The organism is Kocuria carniphila (genome assembly GCF_004136555.1).
GTDB classification, from domain to species: Bacteria; Actinomycetota; Actinomycetes; order Actinomycetales; family Micrococcaceae; genus Kocuria; species Kocuria carniphila.
Genome location: NZ_NOIT01000002.1, coordinates 121646 through 137240, shown reverse-complemented (window position 1 = coordinate 137240; position 15595 = coordinate 121646). Strand labels below are relative to the sequence as shown.

Here is a 15595-nt window from a genome sequence, read left to right as displayed (position 1 = left end):
CCTGGAGGCACTGCACCGTGAGCGTGCGTCGCAAGATCAATCCCGCGGACGGCACCCTGGCACTGACCCAGTGGCGTCAGGACCCCGAATCGACACCGCGTAAGACCACGGCGTTGGCCGTGCGCTACTGCTTGGAAGAGCTGGCAACCCGCGCCGAGGGCAACTCGGTGGAAGTACGCGTACCCCCGTTCGGTGTGACCCAGTGCGTGGCCGGGCCTCGGCACACGCGCGGTACTCCCCCGAACGTGGTGGAGACCGATGCTCTCACCTGGCTCCGGCTGGCCACCGGACAACTCGACTGGGCGAGCGCCGTGGGGAACGGGACCGTGGCGGCGTCGGGAACCAGAACCGACCTCTCGGACTGGCTACCGCTGTTCAGCTGACCGGGTTGTCAGCAAACCCCCGGTCCCCCGCCAGCGCTGGTGTGAGCGGTCACGGCGAACCCGCGATAGCCTGGAACCCATGAGTTCCATGCCCCACACCACCCCCGAACACGCATCCGACGAGCCTTCGCGCGAAGAGAAGATGACCATTCGCCGCGCTCCCAATCTGCTCGCATTCCTCATCACCGGTGCGATTCTGGGTGCCGTGGCCGGCGTCCTGTTCGGGTTGCTGGGTCCGGAATCCCAGTTCTACACCCGCGGCTCCATCATGGGGTTCTTCCTGGTCATCGGCCTGGTGGTCGGCGCAGGCCTTGGCTCGGTCGTGTCATTGATCGTCGACAAGATTTCGCTCAAGCGCACCCGCGATGTCACCGCACAGGTTGATGACGTACACGACAGTGGTGACCGCCCCGGATCGTGAGACACTGCTGTTGTGGTTCGATCCGATGGAAAACTCACTCATGACATCTTCCCCGGCGAAAAAGGCCCCCAGGACGCGTGCGGCGTTTTCGGTGTGTGGGCCCCCGGCGAGGACGTAGCCAAACTTGCGTATTACGGTCTCTACGCGTTGCAGCACCGCGGGCAGGAGTCCGCGGGTATTGCCACGTCCAGCGGCGACCGTATCTCGGTCTACAAGGACATGGGTCTCGTCTCCCAGGTCTTCGACGAGACCGTCCTGAACACCCTTCAGGGGCACGTGGCCGTGGGCCACTGCCGCTACTCCACCACGGGTGGATCGCACTGGGCCAACGCACAACCGACGCTGGGTGCCACCCCGCACGGAACCGTGGCGTTGGCGCACAACGGCAACCTGACCAACTCGGCTGAGCTGTACGACCAGCTGATCGACAAGTCCGGTTTCCCGTCGCGCGGCGAAATGGCCCAGGGCAACACCACGGACACCGCGCTGATCACGGCCTTGCTGGCGGAGCATCCTCATAATTCGCTCGAGGACGCCGCCATGCACCTGCTGCCCAAGCTCACCGGCTCCTTCTGCTTGTCCTTCATGGACGAGACCACGCTCTACGCCGCTCGCGACCCCCAGGGCATCCGCCCGCTGGTGCTGGGTCGATTGGAGCGCGGCTGGGTGGTCGCTTCCGAGACCGCCGCCCTGGACATCGTCGGCGCCTCGCTGGTTCGCGAGATCGAGCCCGGCGAGTTCATTGCCGTGGACGAGAACGGCCTGCGCACCCGTCAATTCGCCGAACCCAAGCGCGCGGGTTGCGTGTTCGAGTACGTGTACCTGGCCCGCCCGGACACCACCATCAACGGCCGCTCCGTGTACGAATCCCGCGTGGAAATGGGCCGCCAATTGGCTCGCGAGCACGCGGTCGAGGCCGATCTGGTCATGCCCACCCCGGAGTCCGGAACCCCCGCGGCCATCGGCTACGCGGAGGCAGCCGGTATTCCGTTCGGTCACGGCCTGGTCAAGAACTCATATGTCGGACGCACGTTCATTCAGCCCTCGGACACCATCCGACAACTGGGCATCCGGCTCAAGCTCAACCCGCTGCGTTCGATCGTCGCGGGCAAGAAGCTGATCGTCGTGGACGACTCGATCGTGCGCGGCAACACCCAGCGTGCACTGGTGCGCATGCTGCGCGAAGCCGGTGCGGCGGAAATCCACATTCGGATCTCATCCCCGCCCATCAAGTGGCCGTGCTTCTACGGCATCGACTTCGCTTCGCGTGCGGAGCTGATCGCCAACGGGCTGGCAGTGGAAGACATCCGCGCCTCGCTGGGTGCCGATTCCTTGGGGTACATCTCTCAGGAAGGCATGGTCGAGGCGACCAAGCAGCCGCGGGAGATCCTGTGCACCGCATGCTTCTCCGGCACGTACCCCACTCCCCTGCCCGAAGCCGACAAGCTCGGAAAGGCCGTGCTTGAAGCGCCGGGCAGCTCAGCGCCGTCGGCGAAGCACCACGAGCTGAACGAGACCGAACCTCAGACACCTGCCACCCAGGAGAACAGCGCATGAGCAACATCCAAGACGGCGCCAGCGCCCAGTCCGTGACCTACGCGAGCGCCGGAGTGGACGTTGAAGCCGGTGATCGCGCCGTGGAACTCATGAAGTCCGCGGTCAAGGCCACTCACTCGACCAACGTGGTCGGTGGGGTGGGCGGATTCGCCGGTCTCTACGATGTCTCGGAACTCACCAAGTACCGCAAGCCCTACCTGGCGACCTCCACGGACGGTGTGGGCACCAAGGTGGCCATCGCCCAGAGCCTGGACATCCACGACACCATTGGCTGGGACCTGGTGGGCATGGTCGTGGACGACATCGTGGTGGTGGGCGCCAAGCCGTTGTTCATGACCGATTACATCGCCACCGGCAAGGTGGTTCCAGAGCGCATCGCGGACATCGTGCGTGGCATTGCCGCGGCCTGCGACGCCGCCGAAACCTCCTTGGTCGGTGGCGAGACTGCCGAGCACCCGGGCCTGCTGGCCCCGGACGAGTACGACGTCGCGGGAGCGGCCACCGGCATCATCGAGGCCGACGAGCTGCTCGGCCCGGACCGCGTGCAGTCCGGTGACGTGATCATCGGCATGGCATCCTCCGGCATTCACTCCAATGGCTACTCCCTGGTGCGCCGGGTGATCAATGTGGCCGGCTGGCAGCTGGATCGTCAGGTCTCGGAACTCGGACGCACCCTGGGCGAAGAACTGCTTGAGCCCACGCGCGTGTACGCGGCTGATGTCCTGGACCTGGCTCGGGCCTTCCCCGTCAACGGAGAAGACGGGCAGACGGGCCACGGCGTGCGCGGTTTCTCGCACGTGACCGGTGGCGGTTTGGCAGCCAACCTGGCACGCGTGCTGCCCGCAGGATTGCAGGCCACCGTGGATCGTTCCACCTGGGAGTTGCCCGCCATCTTCCAGCTGGTCGGTCAGCTGGGCAACGTTCCCCAGCCCGATCTGGAACGCACCCTCAACCTGGGTGTGGGCATGGTCGCAATCGTTGACCCCTCAGTCGCAGATGCCGCGGTGGAGCACCTCAACAAGCGCGGCGTGAGCTCTTGGATCATGGGTCATGTGGGCCCCGTGGATCCGTCCGCCAAGGACGCCGGGTTGGACTGGGTCCAAGGCGCCAAGGGCGTGAACGGCGGCGGGGTGCTCATGACGGGCAAGTACGCCCACTGAGTCATTCGCGGAGCGGGAAGAAAAGCGCACAAGGAACCGCCCCAACCACTCGTGGTGTGGGGCGGTTCCTTGTGAACTACAACGTCCTTGGACCCGAAACGTGGTGCTCCACGTTCGCGTGACGCATGCGCTGCACTGCCGGTCGTGCGGGCCTCAGTGGGTTTCCGCGTGAACCAGGTCAGTCGTAGTCGGAGTACTTCTCCGCGTAGGCCGAGTAATCATCTTCTTCCTCATGACGATCCTCGTGGTCTACGGCTCGGGTGGACGGTTTGTTGGACCGCAGCTCGCGCTGCAGCGCCGAGTAGTCGGTTTGCGGGCTGAAGTACTTCATCTCCCGCGCCTGCCGTGTCGCCTTCGCCTTTTGACGGCCGCGCCCCATGGCGTGACCCCCTCTGCGTCTCGTGTCCGATGGGCGGCACTGTTCAACGCACTGCGCACACAGTACGGCCCCGGAGTATCTTGTCAGTTTTTCGTAGGTCCAGGTTACATGCTTTTACCCGCCCTTGCTGACGAGGGGTCACTCACATTGGGAGAAACCCTCTACATGACCTCGGTCGAAGCGAACCCGCTCGTAATTGACCACTTCGCCTGAGCTGGACCCGGTGGTTGACCCACCCGCCGGAACGTGCGGGTTTACGGTGAATTTCAGGTAATTATTCGCGCTGGTGTCACCATTCATGGTGATTCAGTACAGGTTACGCACAGGTTCTTGGTCGCACATACCCAGCGTCGCGAACGAGAACGAGTCCTCTTCAGTTTCTGCGGCCGCGGCCGGCATGGCGTTGACGATCATGAACGACGCTGCGGCGAAAGCCAACGTCGAACGGATCATGGATCGATATTGAATTGTCATGTTGGTTCCCCATTGAACGTGAAATTGCCCACTCCCCGGGTCGTTTCCAGCCCCTCATGAGCTTATGGACAGTGCCTACTCGTCGGTTAGTGCCTTTTCGGTGGACACCTTCATGACGCTGCGTCTCAGTAGAAACCGGTAAGGTCTAACGGTCCGGGCGGCCGACGCCGCCATCTTCAGTTCAGAACGCAGGTTCCGTTATGAGCTCCTCGTCCCGCCCGGTATCCGGGTCCGACGATCCCCCCGCCAGTTACCCCCACGACACACACCCGGGCTTGATCCCCGGTGTCTCCGTGGAAGAACAGCGCGTCCGCTACCGCACCGACAAGATCACGTTCGGTGTGGCCGGTGCGCTGATCGTGGGATTCGTGGTGTGGGGTGCGGTGTCCACCGAAACCCTCACCCAGGTCGCTTCCGCAGCCCTGACCGGCGTCGTAACGTACGGCGGTTGGGTCTTCACACTGCTGGCCGCGGTCGTGCTGCTGTTCCTGCTCTACGTGGGTTTCTCCCGCTACGGCAGGATTCCCCTCGGCAAGGACGGCGAAGCTCCCGCCTATTCCATGGGTTCGTGGATCGCGATGCTCTTTGCCGCGGGCATGGGCGTGGGCCTGATCTTCTTCGGCGTGTACGAGCCGATCACCTATTACATGACTCCTCCGCCGGGCCGTGCGGAAGCCGAAACGTACCAGGCGATGCACTCAGCCATGGCACAGACCATCTTCCACTGGGGCCTGCAGGCGTGGGCCATATACGCGCTGGTGGGCGCGGCCGTGGGGTACGCGGCCTACCGCCGCGGTCGGCCGTTGCTGATGTCCGCCATCTTCGGTCAGCGCGCGCACCTAACCGTGGGCGGTCGACTGATCGACACCTTCGCGATCATCGGCATCCTGTTCGCGACCTCCGCTTCCTTGGGTCTGGGCACCCTGCAAATCGGTAGCGGTCTGCAGATCATCACCGGCATGAGCGAGGTGGGCAACGGCCTGCTGATCGGCATCATTGCCGTACTGACTTGCGTGTTCTTGATTTCCGCCGTGTCCGGAGTGGCCAAGGGCATTCGTCGCCTCTCCAATTTCAACATGGTCCTGGCGGCCATCGTCGCGTTCTTCCTGTTCGTGGCCGGCCCCACCGTATTCCTGCTGAACTTCATCCCTTCCGTGGTCGGAACCTACTTCGGCGAGATGTTCCAGATGATCTCGATGTCCGCGTCCTGGGGTCCCGAGGCCGAAGAGTTCATGCGCTACTGGACCCTGTTTTACTGGGCCTGGTGGGTTTCCTGGGCGCCCTTCGTGGGTGTCTTCGTGGCCCGCATTTCGCGCGGTCGCACCCTGCGCCAGTACGTGACCGTGGTGCTTCTGGCACCCACCCTGATCTGCGTGCTCGCGTTCTCCATCTTCGGCGGCACCGCCATTTGGTTGCAGCGTTCCGGCGCAGACATCGCCAGCGCGGCTTCCCCCGAGGAAATGCTCTTCCTGATGCTCGGTGCGCTGCCCCTGAGCCAGATCACGCCCATCGCGATCATTATCCTGCTGGCCGTCTTCTTCATCACCTCCGCGGACTCCGCAACTCTGGTAATGGCGTCCATGTCCCAGCAGGGGAAGCCGCACCCGGACAAGAAGATCACCATCTTCTGGGGACTCGCGTTGGCCGGCGTGTCCTCCGTGATGCTGCTGGTGGGTGGTTCGGATGCGCTGCAGGGGCTCCAAGACTTGGTCACCGTGGCGGCGCTACCGTTCGCAATCATCCTGCTCGCCCTGATCCCCGCGTTCCTGCGGGATTTGAGCACCGACCCCATGAGCCTGCGACACCGTTACGCCCGCAAGGCGTTGGACAACGCCGTGCGCCAGGGTATGGACCAGCACGGTGATGATTTCGCCATCGAGATCCGCCACGAGAAGGGCCCGTCTGCGGCCGGTCACGACGTCGATTCCACCTCGGAGCGCATCAGCGCCTGGTATCAGCGCACCGACGAAGACGATCGTCCGATTGATTACGACTACCGCGAGGACAAGTACGTGGAGGACGAACCAGCCAAGTAGCGTCCTCGCACTGCACAGCGCCGTCGGCCGCCCCTATTCGGGAAGGTCGCCGGCGCTGTGTGCTTTCCTCCCCCGCCGACGACGCCGCTCGCGCCACCTACCGCGCGAACGCGTTGAGATACCGGTAGACGTATTCGAACGGGATACCAGACATCTGGTTGACGGTACCCACGACGTAGGTCTCATAGGGCGGACTGTAGAACGCGAAACTGCCCGTCGACCCCGAGTGCCCGATGATCTCCGGGGCGGGCAAGAACGGCGACATCAATCGTGGGAGCTGCAATCGCATCACGCCCGGGCCCTATTGCAGCGGCCCGTACTGAGTCCGTCGCCAATCAGGGTTCGACAGGTGCTCCGGGGAGAACAGCTCGCCCTCCATGAAAGCGCGCAAAAACTTCATGAGGTCCGAGGCTGATGCCGCGATTCCTCCGGAACCACGCTGGGACGAGATATAGCGATTGAAGGTGACGGGGCGGCGTCGTCGGAAGACCGGGGCGGTATCGGTCGTATCGGCGCGAACGAGGCCCGTGCGACCAAGGCCCAATGGTTCCAGGACGTAGTCCCTGATCAACTGCTCGTAGGGCGTGTCCGTGGTGCGTTCGAGAATCAACGCCAGCAGGTCTGCATTGGTATCTGAATACTGCGCCCTGCGACCCGCGCCGGGCGGAAATTTGGCGGCCACGTGGCGGTGGAGGTCCAAGACCTCTGAAAGGGGCACCTCACGGTCCCTCCGCAAGACCTGCTTCTCAAGGGACGGTGCCCCGTTGACTCCGGCCGTTTCCAGGTTGGGAAGGCCGGAGGTGTGCGTCACGAGATGGCGCAGTGTGATCTCGTCGCCATAGTCGCGCCCCCTGATGACATGCACACCGCGAAGAGAGTCAGCACCGAGCCACTGAGCGGCTGGCTGGTCGAACTCGAGAATCCCTTGATCCACGAGCGCGTACGTGATGGCGTGAACGAAGAGTTTGCTGATGGACGCGGTGATGAATCGCCCATCCACGTTCGCCCGACCGGTGGTCGCCGTGTGGCGCCGAGACCCGTCTGCGCTTTCCAGGAGGACTACTGCGTGATGCACGGAGTTCCGCGAGCGCAGCAAATCGTCCACGCGGGCCAGGCTCGATGTAGCGCTCATGCGGGGTCCTTTCTAAGAACCGTAGGAAGCGGCTACCACCGCTGCCGAGCGGCGGCCAACAGCTATCGGATCCACGGGGTCATCCCGGAGGAGCGAGGCCAGAACGCCCGAGTAAATGAGCTCCACGGCATCGGCCAAGTCCGCCGCTCGCTCTCCGGCCAAGGGATGCGAGAGATGGAGCAGTCGTTTCCGCAGTAATGCCGAGTCCGCTTCCAGAACGGACCGCACTGGTTTCGGCGGGTCGGACATTTCCGAAGCCGTCGCGAGGAAGGCACACCACCGTGCCGATGGGCGGCCACGTTCGCGGTATGCGAGTAGAGCGTCGAAAATCGCCAGCAAACGAGACGTGTCGTCAGAAGCTTCGGCGATGTGCGCGTCCCACGCGGCCTGCCAATTCGCCAGCCGGCCTTCGAGCGCTTCCGCCAGCAGACCGTCTTTGCTTCCGAACTGCGCGTAAAGCGTTGCCGCGGAGGTCTCCGCCTCGCGCAGAAGATCGTCCACCGGGGTCGCCTGAACGCCACGCGTGAACAGCTGTCGATCCGCCGCCTCCAACAATCGGGTCCGCGCCGGGGTCCTCGTCACCATCATCAACTCAACTCTAAACCGAGGAAACTAGAACGTACGTTACTATAAGTGTAACGAACGTTTTAGAAAGGAGCTTCCTATGCGCCTCATCCTCAGCAGCATGGGACTCATCGCCGCCACGTACGGTTTGGCGCGGTTCGGATACGGCCTATTTCTTCCGCAGTTCCAGCAGGCCTTCGATCTCGATGGCGCCACCGCGGGCATGATTCAGGCGGGTAGTTTCCTGTCCTACTGTGTCGCCGCCGTAATTGCCGCGCGCGGAGCCACATGGCCTCGTCTCCTCGTGGTCTGCGCTGGAGCCTCTGCCTCGGCGGGTGCACTCACGGTGGCGGCTGCCCCCAGTACCGTGGTTTTGGGGATCGGAGTGGTGGTGGCCGGCGCCGGCGCAGGTTTCGCCACACCGGGAACCGTGGGACTGATCTCGCGCATCATCGGGGAAGCCAAAAGAGAAGGCGCCCAGACCACGGTCAATTCGGGCACGGGCGTGGGGCTTGTTGCCGCCGGCCTGTTGTTGGCAACGACAACCGAGAATTGGCGTACCGGATGGACCATCATCGCCATCACCACGGCGCTTGCCACGGTGGCCACACTCACCTCGGCTCGCGCCGGGCACCCTCACCACACCTCGAGGTTCGGTGAGCCGGCTGCAGATGCACACGTCCGCCCGCACGACCTTCTCGCCTTGCGACGCGTCGTTGCTATCGCCCTGTGCTCGGGGGCGGGGAGTGCCGCCGTATGGACCTTCGGCCGATCAGCACTCGATGCGGCCTCCCCCAGTTTTTTCACCGGGCAGTCATATTCGGTCACGGCCTGGATTCTGCTGGGTGCCATGAGCGTTGCCGGCGCATTGGCCGCCCGACTCGTTCAACGCTGGTCGCTGAGTCGGGCGTGGTCGCTGACCAACCTGGCGATGCTAGTGGGCACCGCAGGGGTCGGAGTGGACCCCGGGCACCCGGTGATCGCCTTCGCAGCGGTGTCACTGTTCGGCGCGGGCTACACCGCCATGACGGGCGTCCTGATCGTGTGGGCCATGCGGTTGACCCCACGCTCGGCCGCTGCGGGAACGGTCGTTCTTTTTGTGGCCCTGGCACTGGGACAGGCCGTTGGCGCCTGGCTTCTCGGCACGCTGCAAGACCTCGGTTCCGCACCCCTGGTGTTTTTCGCAGCTGCGACTATCGGCGCAGTAGCAATCGCCGGACAGCCCCGACCGGTTCCCGCCAATCGAACTCCACCTGATCGAAGAGCGGTTCACGGGGCCCACTGAACATTCCGCGCTTCCACACCAAGACAGCGGACAGGCAGAAGCGCCGGTAGTAACCCCCCTCGGGGCCACTACCGGCGCTGTATTGCATCGGTCAGACTGGGTTGATGTCTGCCTAATTACCGCGGATCAGTATTACCGCGGATCAGTCTTCGACGATCTCCGCGTCCACGATGTCATCGTCGTTGCTGCTGGAAGGCGAGCCGGCGGCGGCGTCGTGGGACGAGGTAACCGTGAGGCCCTCGGTGGCGACGTCAGGGTTGACGTCCACGACCACCGTGTCACCGTCCACGATGTTTCCGGAGAGCAGGCCGCGAGCCAGGCGGTCGCCGATCTCGCGCTGCACCAGACGGCGAAGCGGGCGAGCACCGTAGGCGGGATCGTAACCGGCCAGGCCCAACCATTCGCTGGCAGCCGAGGTGACATCCAGCGTCAGACGACGCGGTTCAAGCCGCTTGGCGAGCTGAGCCACCTGAATGTCGACGATCTTTGCGAGGTCTTCGACCGACAGCGGATCGAACATGATGATGTCGTCCAGACGGTTCAAGAATTCGGGCTTGAACGAGGCATTGACCACGTTCATGACCGCTTCCTTCTTCTGCTCCATGTCCAAGTTCTGGTCGACCAGGAACTGGCTGCCCATGTTGGAGGTCAGAATCAGGATCACGTTGCGGAAGTCCACGGTGCGGCCCTGGCCGTCGGTCAGACGCCCGTCATCGAGGACCTGCAACAGGATGTCGAAGACCTCGGGGTGAGCCTTCTCCACCTCGTCCAACAGGACCACCGAATACGGACGACGCCGTACGGCTTCGGTCAGCTGGCCGCCCTCGTCATAGCCGACGTAGCCCGGAGGGGCACCGACCAGACGGGAGACGGAGTGCTTCTCCGAGTATTCGGACATGTCGATACGAATCAGGGCGCGCTCGTCGTCGAATTGGAAATCCGCGAGGGACTTGGCCAGCTCGGTCTTGCCGACACCGGTGGGGCCCAGGAACAGGAACGACCCGATGGGGCGGTCCGGGTCCGAGATCCCGGCACGCGAACGACGAAGGGCGTCCGCCACGGCGCGCACAGCGGGCTTCTGACCGATCAGACGCTTACCGAGGATCTCCTCCATGTCGAGGAGCTTCTCGGACTCACCTTGCAGCATCTTGCCGGCGGGGATACCGGTCCAGGCGGAAATCACCTCGGCAATGTCATCCGCGGTGACCTCTTCCGAGACCATGGTGTCCTCGGGGGTCTCGCCGGCCTCTTCCTCCTGCGCCTGTGCAGCGTCAAGGTCTTTCTGCAGACCAGGAATCTCGCCGTACAGCAATCGCGAAGCCTCCCCCAGATCACCGTTGCGCTGGGCGCGTTCGGCCTGCGAGCGTAGGTCGTCGATCTTGGCCTTGAGATCACCGACGCGGTTCAAACCGGCCTTCTCGGCTTCCCAACGAGCGTTGAGTGCATCCAATTCGGCCCGCTTGTCCGCCATGTCCTGGCGAAGCGCTGCAAGGCGTTCGACGGACGCCGGGTCCGTTTCGTCCTCGAGGGCAAGTTCCTCCATGGTCAGGCGGTCCACCTGGCGGCGCAGCTGGTCGATCTCCTCCGGAGCGGAGTCGATCTCCATACGCAACCGCGAAGCGGCCTCATCCACCAGGTCAATGGCCTTGTCCGGCAGCTGACGGCTCGGGATGTACCGATTGGACAGCGTGGCTGCTGCAACCAGTGCCGAGTCCGCAATCTGCACCTTGTGATGTGCCTCGTAGCGTTCCTTGAGGCCACGCAGGATGGCCACCGTGTCTTCCACCGATGGCTCACCCACGTACACCTGCTGGAAGCGGCGTTCCAAGGCGGCGTCCTTCTCGATGTTCTGGCGGTACTCGTCCAGGGTGGTTGCACCGATCAGGCGCAACTCGCCGCGCGCCAGCATGGGCTTGAGCATGTTGCCCGCGTCCATGGAACCCTCCGAGGCGCCGGCACCGACCACGGTGTGAATCTCGTCGATGAAGGTCACGATCTGACCTTCGGACTGCCTGATCTCGTCAAGGACGGCCTTGAGGCGTTCCTCGAACTCACCGCGGTACTTGGCACCCGCGACCATCGAGCCCAGGTCCAGGGAGATCAGTGTTTTGCCACGCAGAGACTCCGGTACGTCACCGGCGACCATGCGCTGAGCCAGCCCCTCGACCACGGCGGTCTTACCGACACCGGGTTCACCGATCAGCACGGGGTTGTTCTTGGTACGGCGGGACAGCACCTGGACCACGCGGCGGATCTCGGAATCACGGCCGATCACCGGGTCCAGTTTTCCGTCACGGGCAATGGCGGTGAGGTCCGTTCCGTACTTCTCCAGGGACTGGAAGGTTCCCTCCGGGTCCGGGCTGGTCACCTTGCGATCCCCGCGGACGGCAGGAATCACCCTGCGCAGTTCTGCGGGACCGGCGCCTGCTTCTTCGAGAGCATTCGCGGCCTTGTCACTGCCGGAGGCGACTCCGAAGAGCAAGTGCTCGGTGGAGACATAGTCGTCGCCGAGTTCACGCGCGTAGTTCTCCGCAGCCTGCAGCGCCTGCAGTCCCGCCCGGTTGAGTTGTGCCTGCGCGGTGTTGGAGCCCGATGCACTGGGCAGTTGGCTGATGATGTCGCTGGCCTTCACGGAAACGGCGTCCACGTTGGCGCCGGTGGCCTTGAGCACGGCAACGGCCACGCCTTCGCGCTGGTCCATCAGGGCCTTGAGCAGGTGTGCCGGTTCGATTTGCGGGTTACCCGCGGTCGAGGCATTCGTGGCCGCTGCAGCCAACGCCTCTTGAGACTTAGTGGTGAATTTGGTGTCCACAGCAGCTCCTTCTGACAGTTGTGATTCTTGCTAGTTCAGCTAAGTTGAGTCTACTACGCTCAAGTCTGAATGTAAAGGGGTCAAAGCACGAAAAAGCAAATCGAGGAATGTGATGCCCATGACCCCGCACCCCAGGTTCGGTGCTGACAGCGGAAAAGTTAATACGCAACCTTATTTGTTGGGAAAAGATCTGTACCCTTATCAAGTCGACCATGTGTTGTATGAAAGGTGCCACTATGAGCAACAAGAACAACCAGCGTCCGGGCGGCCAGAAGGCCAACACCCAGGGTTCCACCGAAGTGCCTTCCAAGAAGGACATCGCGGCAGAATCCAGCAAGGCCGAAGGTCAGCAGCTCAAGAACGAGGCAGCCGGATCCGGCCGCCGAGTGAAGGAGACGGCCAAGGACCAGGCCGTAGCCGCCAAGGACGAAGCCGCACACCAGGCCAAGGATCTCCTGGGCCAGCTCAAGGACGACCTGCAGAGCTACGTGGGCCCGCAGCAGGAGCGTCTCGCGTCCACCGCGCGCTCCGTGAGCGACGAGGTCAACGCCATTTCTCAGGGCAAGAAGCCCGAAACCGACTACGTATCCGGTCTGCTCGGCAATGTCTCCGGCACCGTTGATTCGTTTGCTTCCTCCCTCGAGAACAAGAACGCTGAGGATCTGCTCGGCGACGTTCGCCGTTTCGCCGCTCGCCGTCCCGGTACCTTCCTGGCGATCGCCGCGGGCATCGGCCTGCTGGCCGGCCGCGCAACTCGCAGTGCCAAGGACAGCGACGAGATCGGCAACAGCAACAACGCCGCTGCCGTCAATCAGCCGCGCGTCTACGGCACTCCCGCTGCGGACGAGACCTACGCGTACCACGCTGACGCACAGGGTCAGGCTCCCCGCACCTACACCGACCAGGTTCCCGGTTCCGTTTACCCCGGAGAGCACGGTGAGCGTCGATGAGCCACCCCATTCCACCGTCAGAGCCTGAGCAGCGGGCGGAGCACGAATCGCTCGGTGAGATGTTCAAGTCACTGAGCACCAACCTGACCACCTTGATCCAGCAGGAAATTGCGCTGGCCAAGGCGGAGACAACTCAGTCCGTCGAGAAAGCCAAGGATTCAGCCAAAGACGCCGGTAAGGGCGCGGGCATCCTGGGCGGTGCCGGTGTCGCCGGCCACTTCGTCCTCTTGTTCTTGTCCCTCGCACTCATGTGGGGCCTGGGCAACGTGATGGGCCTGGGCTGGTCCGCGCTGATCGTCGCGGTCATCTGGGCGATCATCGCTGCGATCCTCGCCGTAGTGGGCAAGAAGAATCTCGACCAGGGCAAGCGGAAGATGGCTCACGCCACTCGCGATCCGCTGCCGAGAACCCGCGAAACCGTCAGCGAAATCCCGGATACCGTGAAGCCTTCCAAGGAGACCCGATGAGCCAGCAGAACCCCGAAGAAATCCGCGCCGAGATCGAAGCCACCCGTGCTCGCCTGAGCGCAGACGTGGACGCCGTCACCGAAAAGGTGACCCCCGAAAACGTCGTGGATCGCCAGAAGAACAAGGCCCGCAACAAGATCCAGGATGTGCGTGAATCCATCATGGGTTCCGCGGACGACGCCCGTGTCGCTGGCCACCACGCCGCCCACGATCTGCGCGACGAGGCCTCCTACCGCATGGATCAGGCAGGCAACGCCGTCAGCAATGCTCCGGCCGCAGCCAAGGCGAAGACCCGTGGCAACCCGCTGGCCGCCGGCCTGATTGCCCTCGGTGCCGGCTGGCTGGTCGGTTCGCTCCTGCCTTCGAGCAAGAAGGAACAGGAACTCGTGGCCGATGCCGCTGACCGCGTTCAGCCGCACGTCCAGAGCGCCGTGGACTCCACCAAGGAAGCCGCACAGGATATCGCGCAGGACCTGAAGGAGCCGGCCAAGGAAGCCGCGCAGTCCGTCAAGGAGACCGCACAGTCCGGTGCTGAAGAGGTCAAGTCCCAGGGTCAGCGTGAAGCAGACCAGCTCAAGGGCTCGGCTCAGAATTCCGCCAAGAACGTCAAGGACTACACGCAGCAGGCCTAGTACCTGACGGTTGTGCATGATGTCGAGGGCCCCTGATAGGAAACGGTCAGGGGCCCTCGACGCGTCCCCACCATCTCACTTAGTGCCTTAAGCTGGACAGTAGATAGTGTCCGTCACCGGTGCCGCATTCCGGCACCTCGCCCGCCGTTTCCGAAGGGACCCACCGTGGCCAGCGATTCCCCGTCCGAGCAGCCCACTCCGCGCAAACCGAGCCGGTTCCGTCGCTTCGACAATTTCGTGATGCGCTTCGTGGGCCCGGCCAACCGCAGCTCCATGAACCTGCGCGGCAATACCGAAATGAGTGACGAGGCCAAGGACTGGTACCAGAACCTCCAGGACGACTTCGAGATGGTCAAGGACGCCAACGGGCACACCTACCTGCGCCGCCGCGGCCAATAAATCTCGAGAACGGAACTTGCCCCGCGAATCGTTGAGATTCGCGGGGCAAGTTCGTGAGCGGCGTCGGCGAGCGGGCCGACGCCGCCGCAACCGTCAGTACTTGGCGGACTGCCCGCCGTCGATAGGCAGTACCGTGCCGTTGACGAACGGAGCCTCGCCGGACAGGAAGAACGCGACCACCGAGGCCACTTCTTCAGGCTTGCCAAACCGCTTGAACGGGTTCACGGATACAAACTGCATGCCCGCTTCCTCCCAGTTCTCGGGGTCCATCTGCTTGAGGGACGCCTCGACCATGGCGGTCATGATGGCACCCGGGGCAATGGCGTTGATGGTGATGCCGTACTGGCCGTACTCGACCGCCGAGTTGCGGGTCAGACCCACCACGCCGTGTTTGGAGGCGGAGTAAGCCGACTGGTTGCCCACACCGCGAATGCCACCCACGGACGCGCAGTTCAGCACGGAACCGTAGCCCTGCTCACGCATCACCTTCAGGACGGCCGCCATACCGTAGAACACGCCGTTGAGGTTGACGGAGAGCACCTTGGAGAATTCATCGGCGCCGAAATCTTCGGTGAGGTTCTGCCGCCCTTCGATTCCGGCGTTGTTGAAGAACCCGTCGATCTTACCGAACTCGTTGACGGTGGCGTCCACGTATTTCTGGACCTGGGCTTCGTCGGAGACGTCGGCGGCCACGGTCAGGATTTTGGCCTCGGGGGCGGTTTCGAGGACCAGCTCCTTGGCGGCTTCCAGTGCGTCTTCCTTGAGGTCCACGAGGACCAGGTTGGCGCCCTCGGAGCCGATGCGAACGGCGGATTCCAGGCCCAGGCCGGATGCTGCGCCGGTGATGATCACTACTTTGTCGGTGAAACGAGCCATGTGATGTCCTTTCCTAGCCGGAGAAGCTGGTGGCGATGGGGCGCGGATCAGCGCCTTCCGTTCCACCG

The 15595-nt window shown here is 63.6% G+C and carries 17 protein-coding genes; 10 read left to right on the top strand and 7 right to left on the bottom strand.

Annotated elements, in window-relative coordinates; translation table 11 throughout:
- Window positions 1–17: 17 nt before the first annotated feature.
- From EWV37_RS02055 to purM, 4 genes are all read left to right on the top strand, one after another.
- Window positions 18–383, top strand: coding sequence for a sterol carrier family protein (locus tag EWV37_RS02055; RefSeq protein ID WP_095796415.1), 366 nt, complete (start codon window positions 18–20; stop codon window positions 381–383).
- Between the two features lie 79 nt (window positions 384–462).
- Entirely contained in the window at window positions 463–804 is a 342-nt protein-coding gene (locus tag EWV37_RS02050; protein ID WP_129699592.1) for an ABC-2 transporter permease, read from the top strand.
- 12 nt (window positions 805–816) lie between these two features.
- Window positions 817–2361 carry an amidophosphoribosyltransferase gene (gene purF / locus EWV37_RS02045; RefSeq protein ID WP_095796413.1) on the top strand — a complete coding sequence of 515 codons (1545 nt, stop codon included), beginning with the start codon at window positions 817–819 and terminating at the stop codon, window positions 2359–2361.
- Window positions 2358–3521 (top strand): phosphoribosylformylglycinamidine cyclo-ligase, encoded by a 1164-nt coding sequence (gene purM / locus EWV37_RS02040; RefSeq protein WP_095796412.1) that lies wholly within the window; start codon window positions 2358–2360, stop codon window positions 3519–3521. The genes purF and purM overlap by 4 nt, the downstream gene beginning before the upstream one ends.
- A gap of 178 nt (window positions 3522–3699) precedes the next feature.
- Here the strand turns inward: purM and EWV37_RS02035 are convergent, their stop codons facing one another.
- Window positions 3700–3900: a DUF3073 domain-containing protein gene (locus EWV37_RS02035; protein WP_095796411.1), complete on the bottom strand. Its 201-nt coding sequence runs from the start codon at window positions 3898–3900 to the stop codon at window positions 3700–3702.
- A 306-nt stretch (window positions 3901–4206) separates the two neighbouring features.
- Window positions 4207–4353 carry a hypothetical protein gene (locus EWV37_RS15455; RefSeq protein WP_158222896.1) on the bottom strand — a complete coding sequence of 49 codons (147 nt, stop codon included), beginning with the start codon at window positions 4351–4353 and terminating at the stop codon, window positions 4207–4209.
- A gap of 221 nt (window positions 4354–4574) precedes the next feature.
- On the opposite strand from EWV37_RS15455, the gene EWV37_RS02030 reads away from it, so the two are divergent.
- Entirely contained in the window at window positions 4575–6410 is a 1836-nt protein-coding gene (locus tag EWV37_RS02030; RefSeq protein ID WP_129699591.1) for a BCCT family transporter, read from the top strand.
- 97 nt (window positions 6411–6507) lie between these two features.
- Here EWV37_RS02030 and EWV37_RS02025 read toward each other — a convergent pair whose 3' ends face one another.
- From EWV37_RS02025 to EWV37_RS02015, 3 genes are read right to left on the bottom strand one after another with little or no spacing between them, the layout of a single operon-like run.
- On the bottom strand, window positions 6508–6702 hold the full coding sequence (locus EWV37_RS02025; RefSeq protein WP_129699590.1) for a hypothetical protein: 195 nt from the start codon (window positions 6700–6702) through the stop codon (window positions 6508–6510).
- A 9-nt stretch (window positions 6703–6711) separates the two neighbouring features.
- Entirely contained in the window at window positions 6712–7542 is an 831-nt protein-coding gene (locus tag EWV37_RS02020; protein ID WP_129699589.1) for a serine hydrolase domain-containing protein, read from the bottom strand.
- Window positions 7543–7554: 12 nt separating this feature from the next.
- A complete protein-coding gene (locus EWV37_RS02015; protein ID WP_129699588.1) occupies window positions 7555–8130 on the bottom strand; it encodes a TetR/AcrR family transcriptional regulator in 576 nt (191 codons plus the stop codon).
- 76 nt (window positions 8131–8206) lie between these two features.
- Between EWV37_RS02015 and EWV37_RS02010 the strand changes: the two genes are divergently transcribed.
- Window positions 8207–9391, top strand: coding sequence for an MFS transporter (locus EWV37_RS02010; RefSeq protein ID WP_129699587.1), 1185 nt, complete (start codon window positions 8207–8209; stop codon window positions 9389–9391).
- A 142-nt stretch (window positions 9392–9533) separates the two neighbouring features.
- Here the strand turns inward: EWV37_RS02010 and clpB are convergent, their stop codons facing one another.
- Window positions 9534–12203, bottom strand: a complete 2670-nt coding sequence (gene clpB / locus EWV37_RS02005; protein WP_129699586.1) for an ATP-dependent chaperone ClpB — start codon at window positions 12201–12203, stop codon at window positions 9534–9536.
- A 236-nt stretch (window positions 12204–12439) separates the two neighbouring features.
- Here clpB and EWV37_RS02000 point away from each other — a divergent pair, with 236 nt between their 5' ends.
- The 4 genes from EWV37_RS02000 (at window position 12440) to EWV37_RS01985 (ending at window position 14651) form a co-directional block, all read left to right on the top strand.
- Window positions 12440–13153 carry a hypothetical protein gene (locus tag EWV37_RS02000; protein ID WP_129699585.1) on the top strand — a complete coding sequence of 238 codons (714 nt, stop codon included), beginning with the start codon at window positions 12440–12442 and terminating at the stop codon, window positions 13151–13153.
- Window positions 13150–13620, top strand: coding sequence for a phage holin family protein (locus EWV37_RS01995; RefSeq protein ID WP_095796405.1), 471 nt, complete (start codon window positions 13150–13152; stop codon window positions 13618–13620). The genes EWV37_RS02000 and EWV37_RS01995 overlap by 4 nt, the downstream gene beginning before the upstream one ends.
- Window positions 13617–14252 (top strand): DUF3618 domain-containing protein, encoded by a 636-nt coding sequence (locus EWV37_RS01990; protein ID WP_129699584.1) that lies wholly within the window; start codon window positions 13617–13619, stop codon window positions 14250–14252. The genes EWV37_RS01995 and EWV37_RS01990 overlap by 4 nt, the downstream gene beginning before the upstream one ends.
- A gap of 165 nt (window positions 14253–14417) precedes the next feature.
- Window positions 14418–14651 (top strand): hypothetical protein, encoded by a 234-nt coding sequence (locus tag EWV37_RS01985; RefSeq protein ID WP_095796403.1) that lies wholly within the window; start codon window positions 14418–14420, stop codon window positions 14649–14651.
- Window positions 14652–14744: 93 nt separating this feature from the next.
- Here EWV37_RS01985 and EWV37_RS01980 read toward each other — a convergent pair whose 3' ends face one another.
- A complete protein-coding gene (locus tag EWV37_RS01980; protein WP_095796402.1) occupies window positions 14745–15527 on the bottom strand; it encodes a glucose 1-dehydrogenase in 783 nt (260 codons plus the stop codon).
- Window positions 15528–15595: the final 68 nt, after the last annotated feature.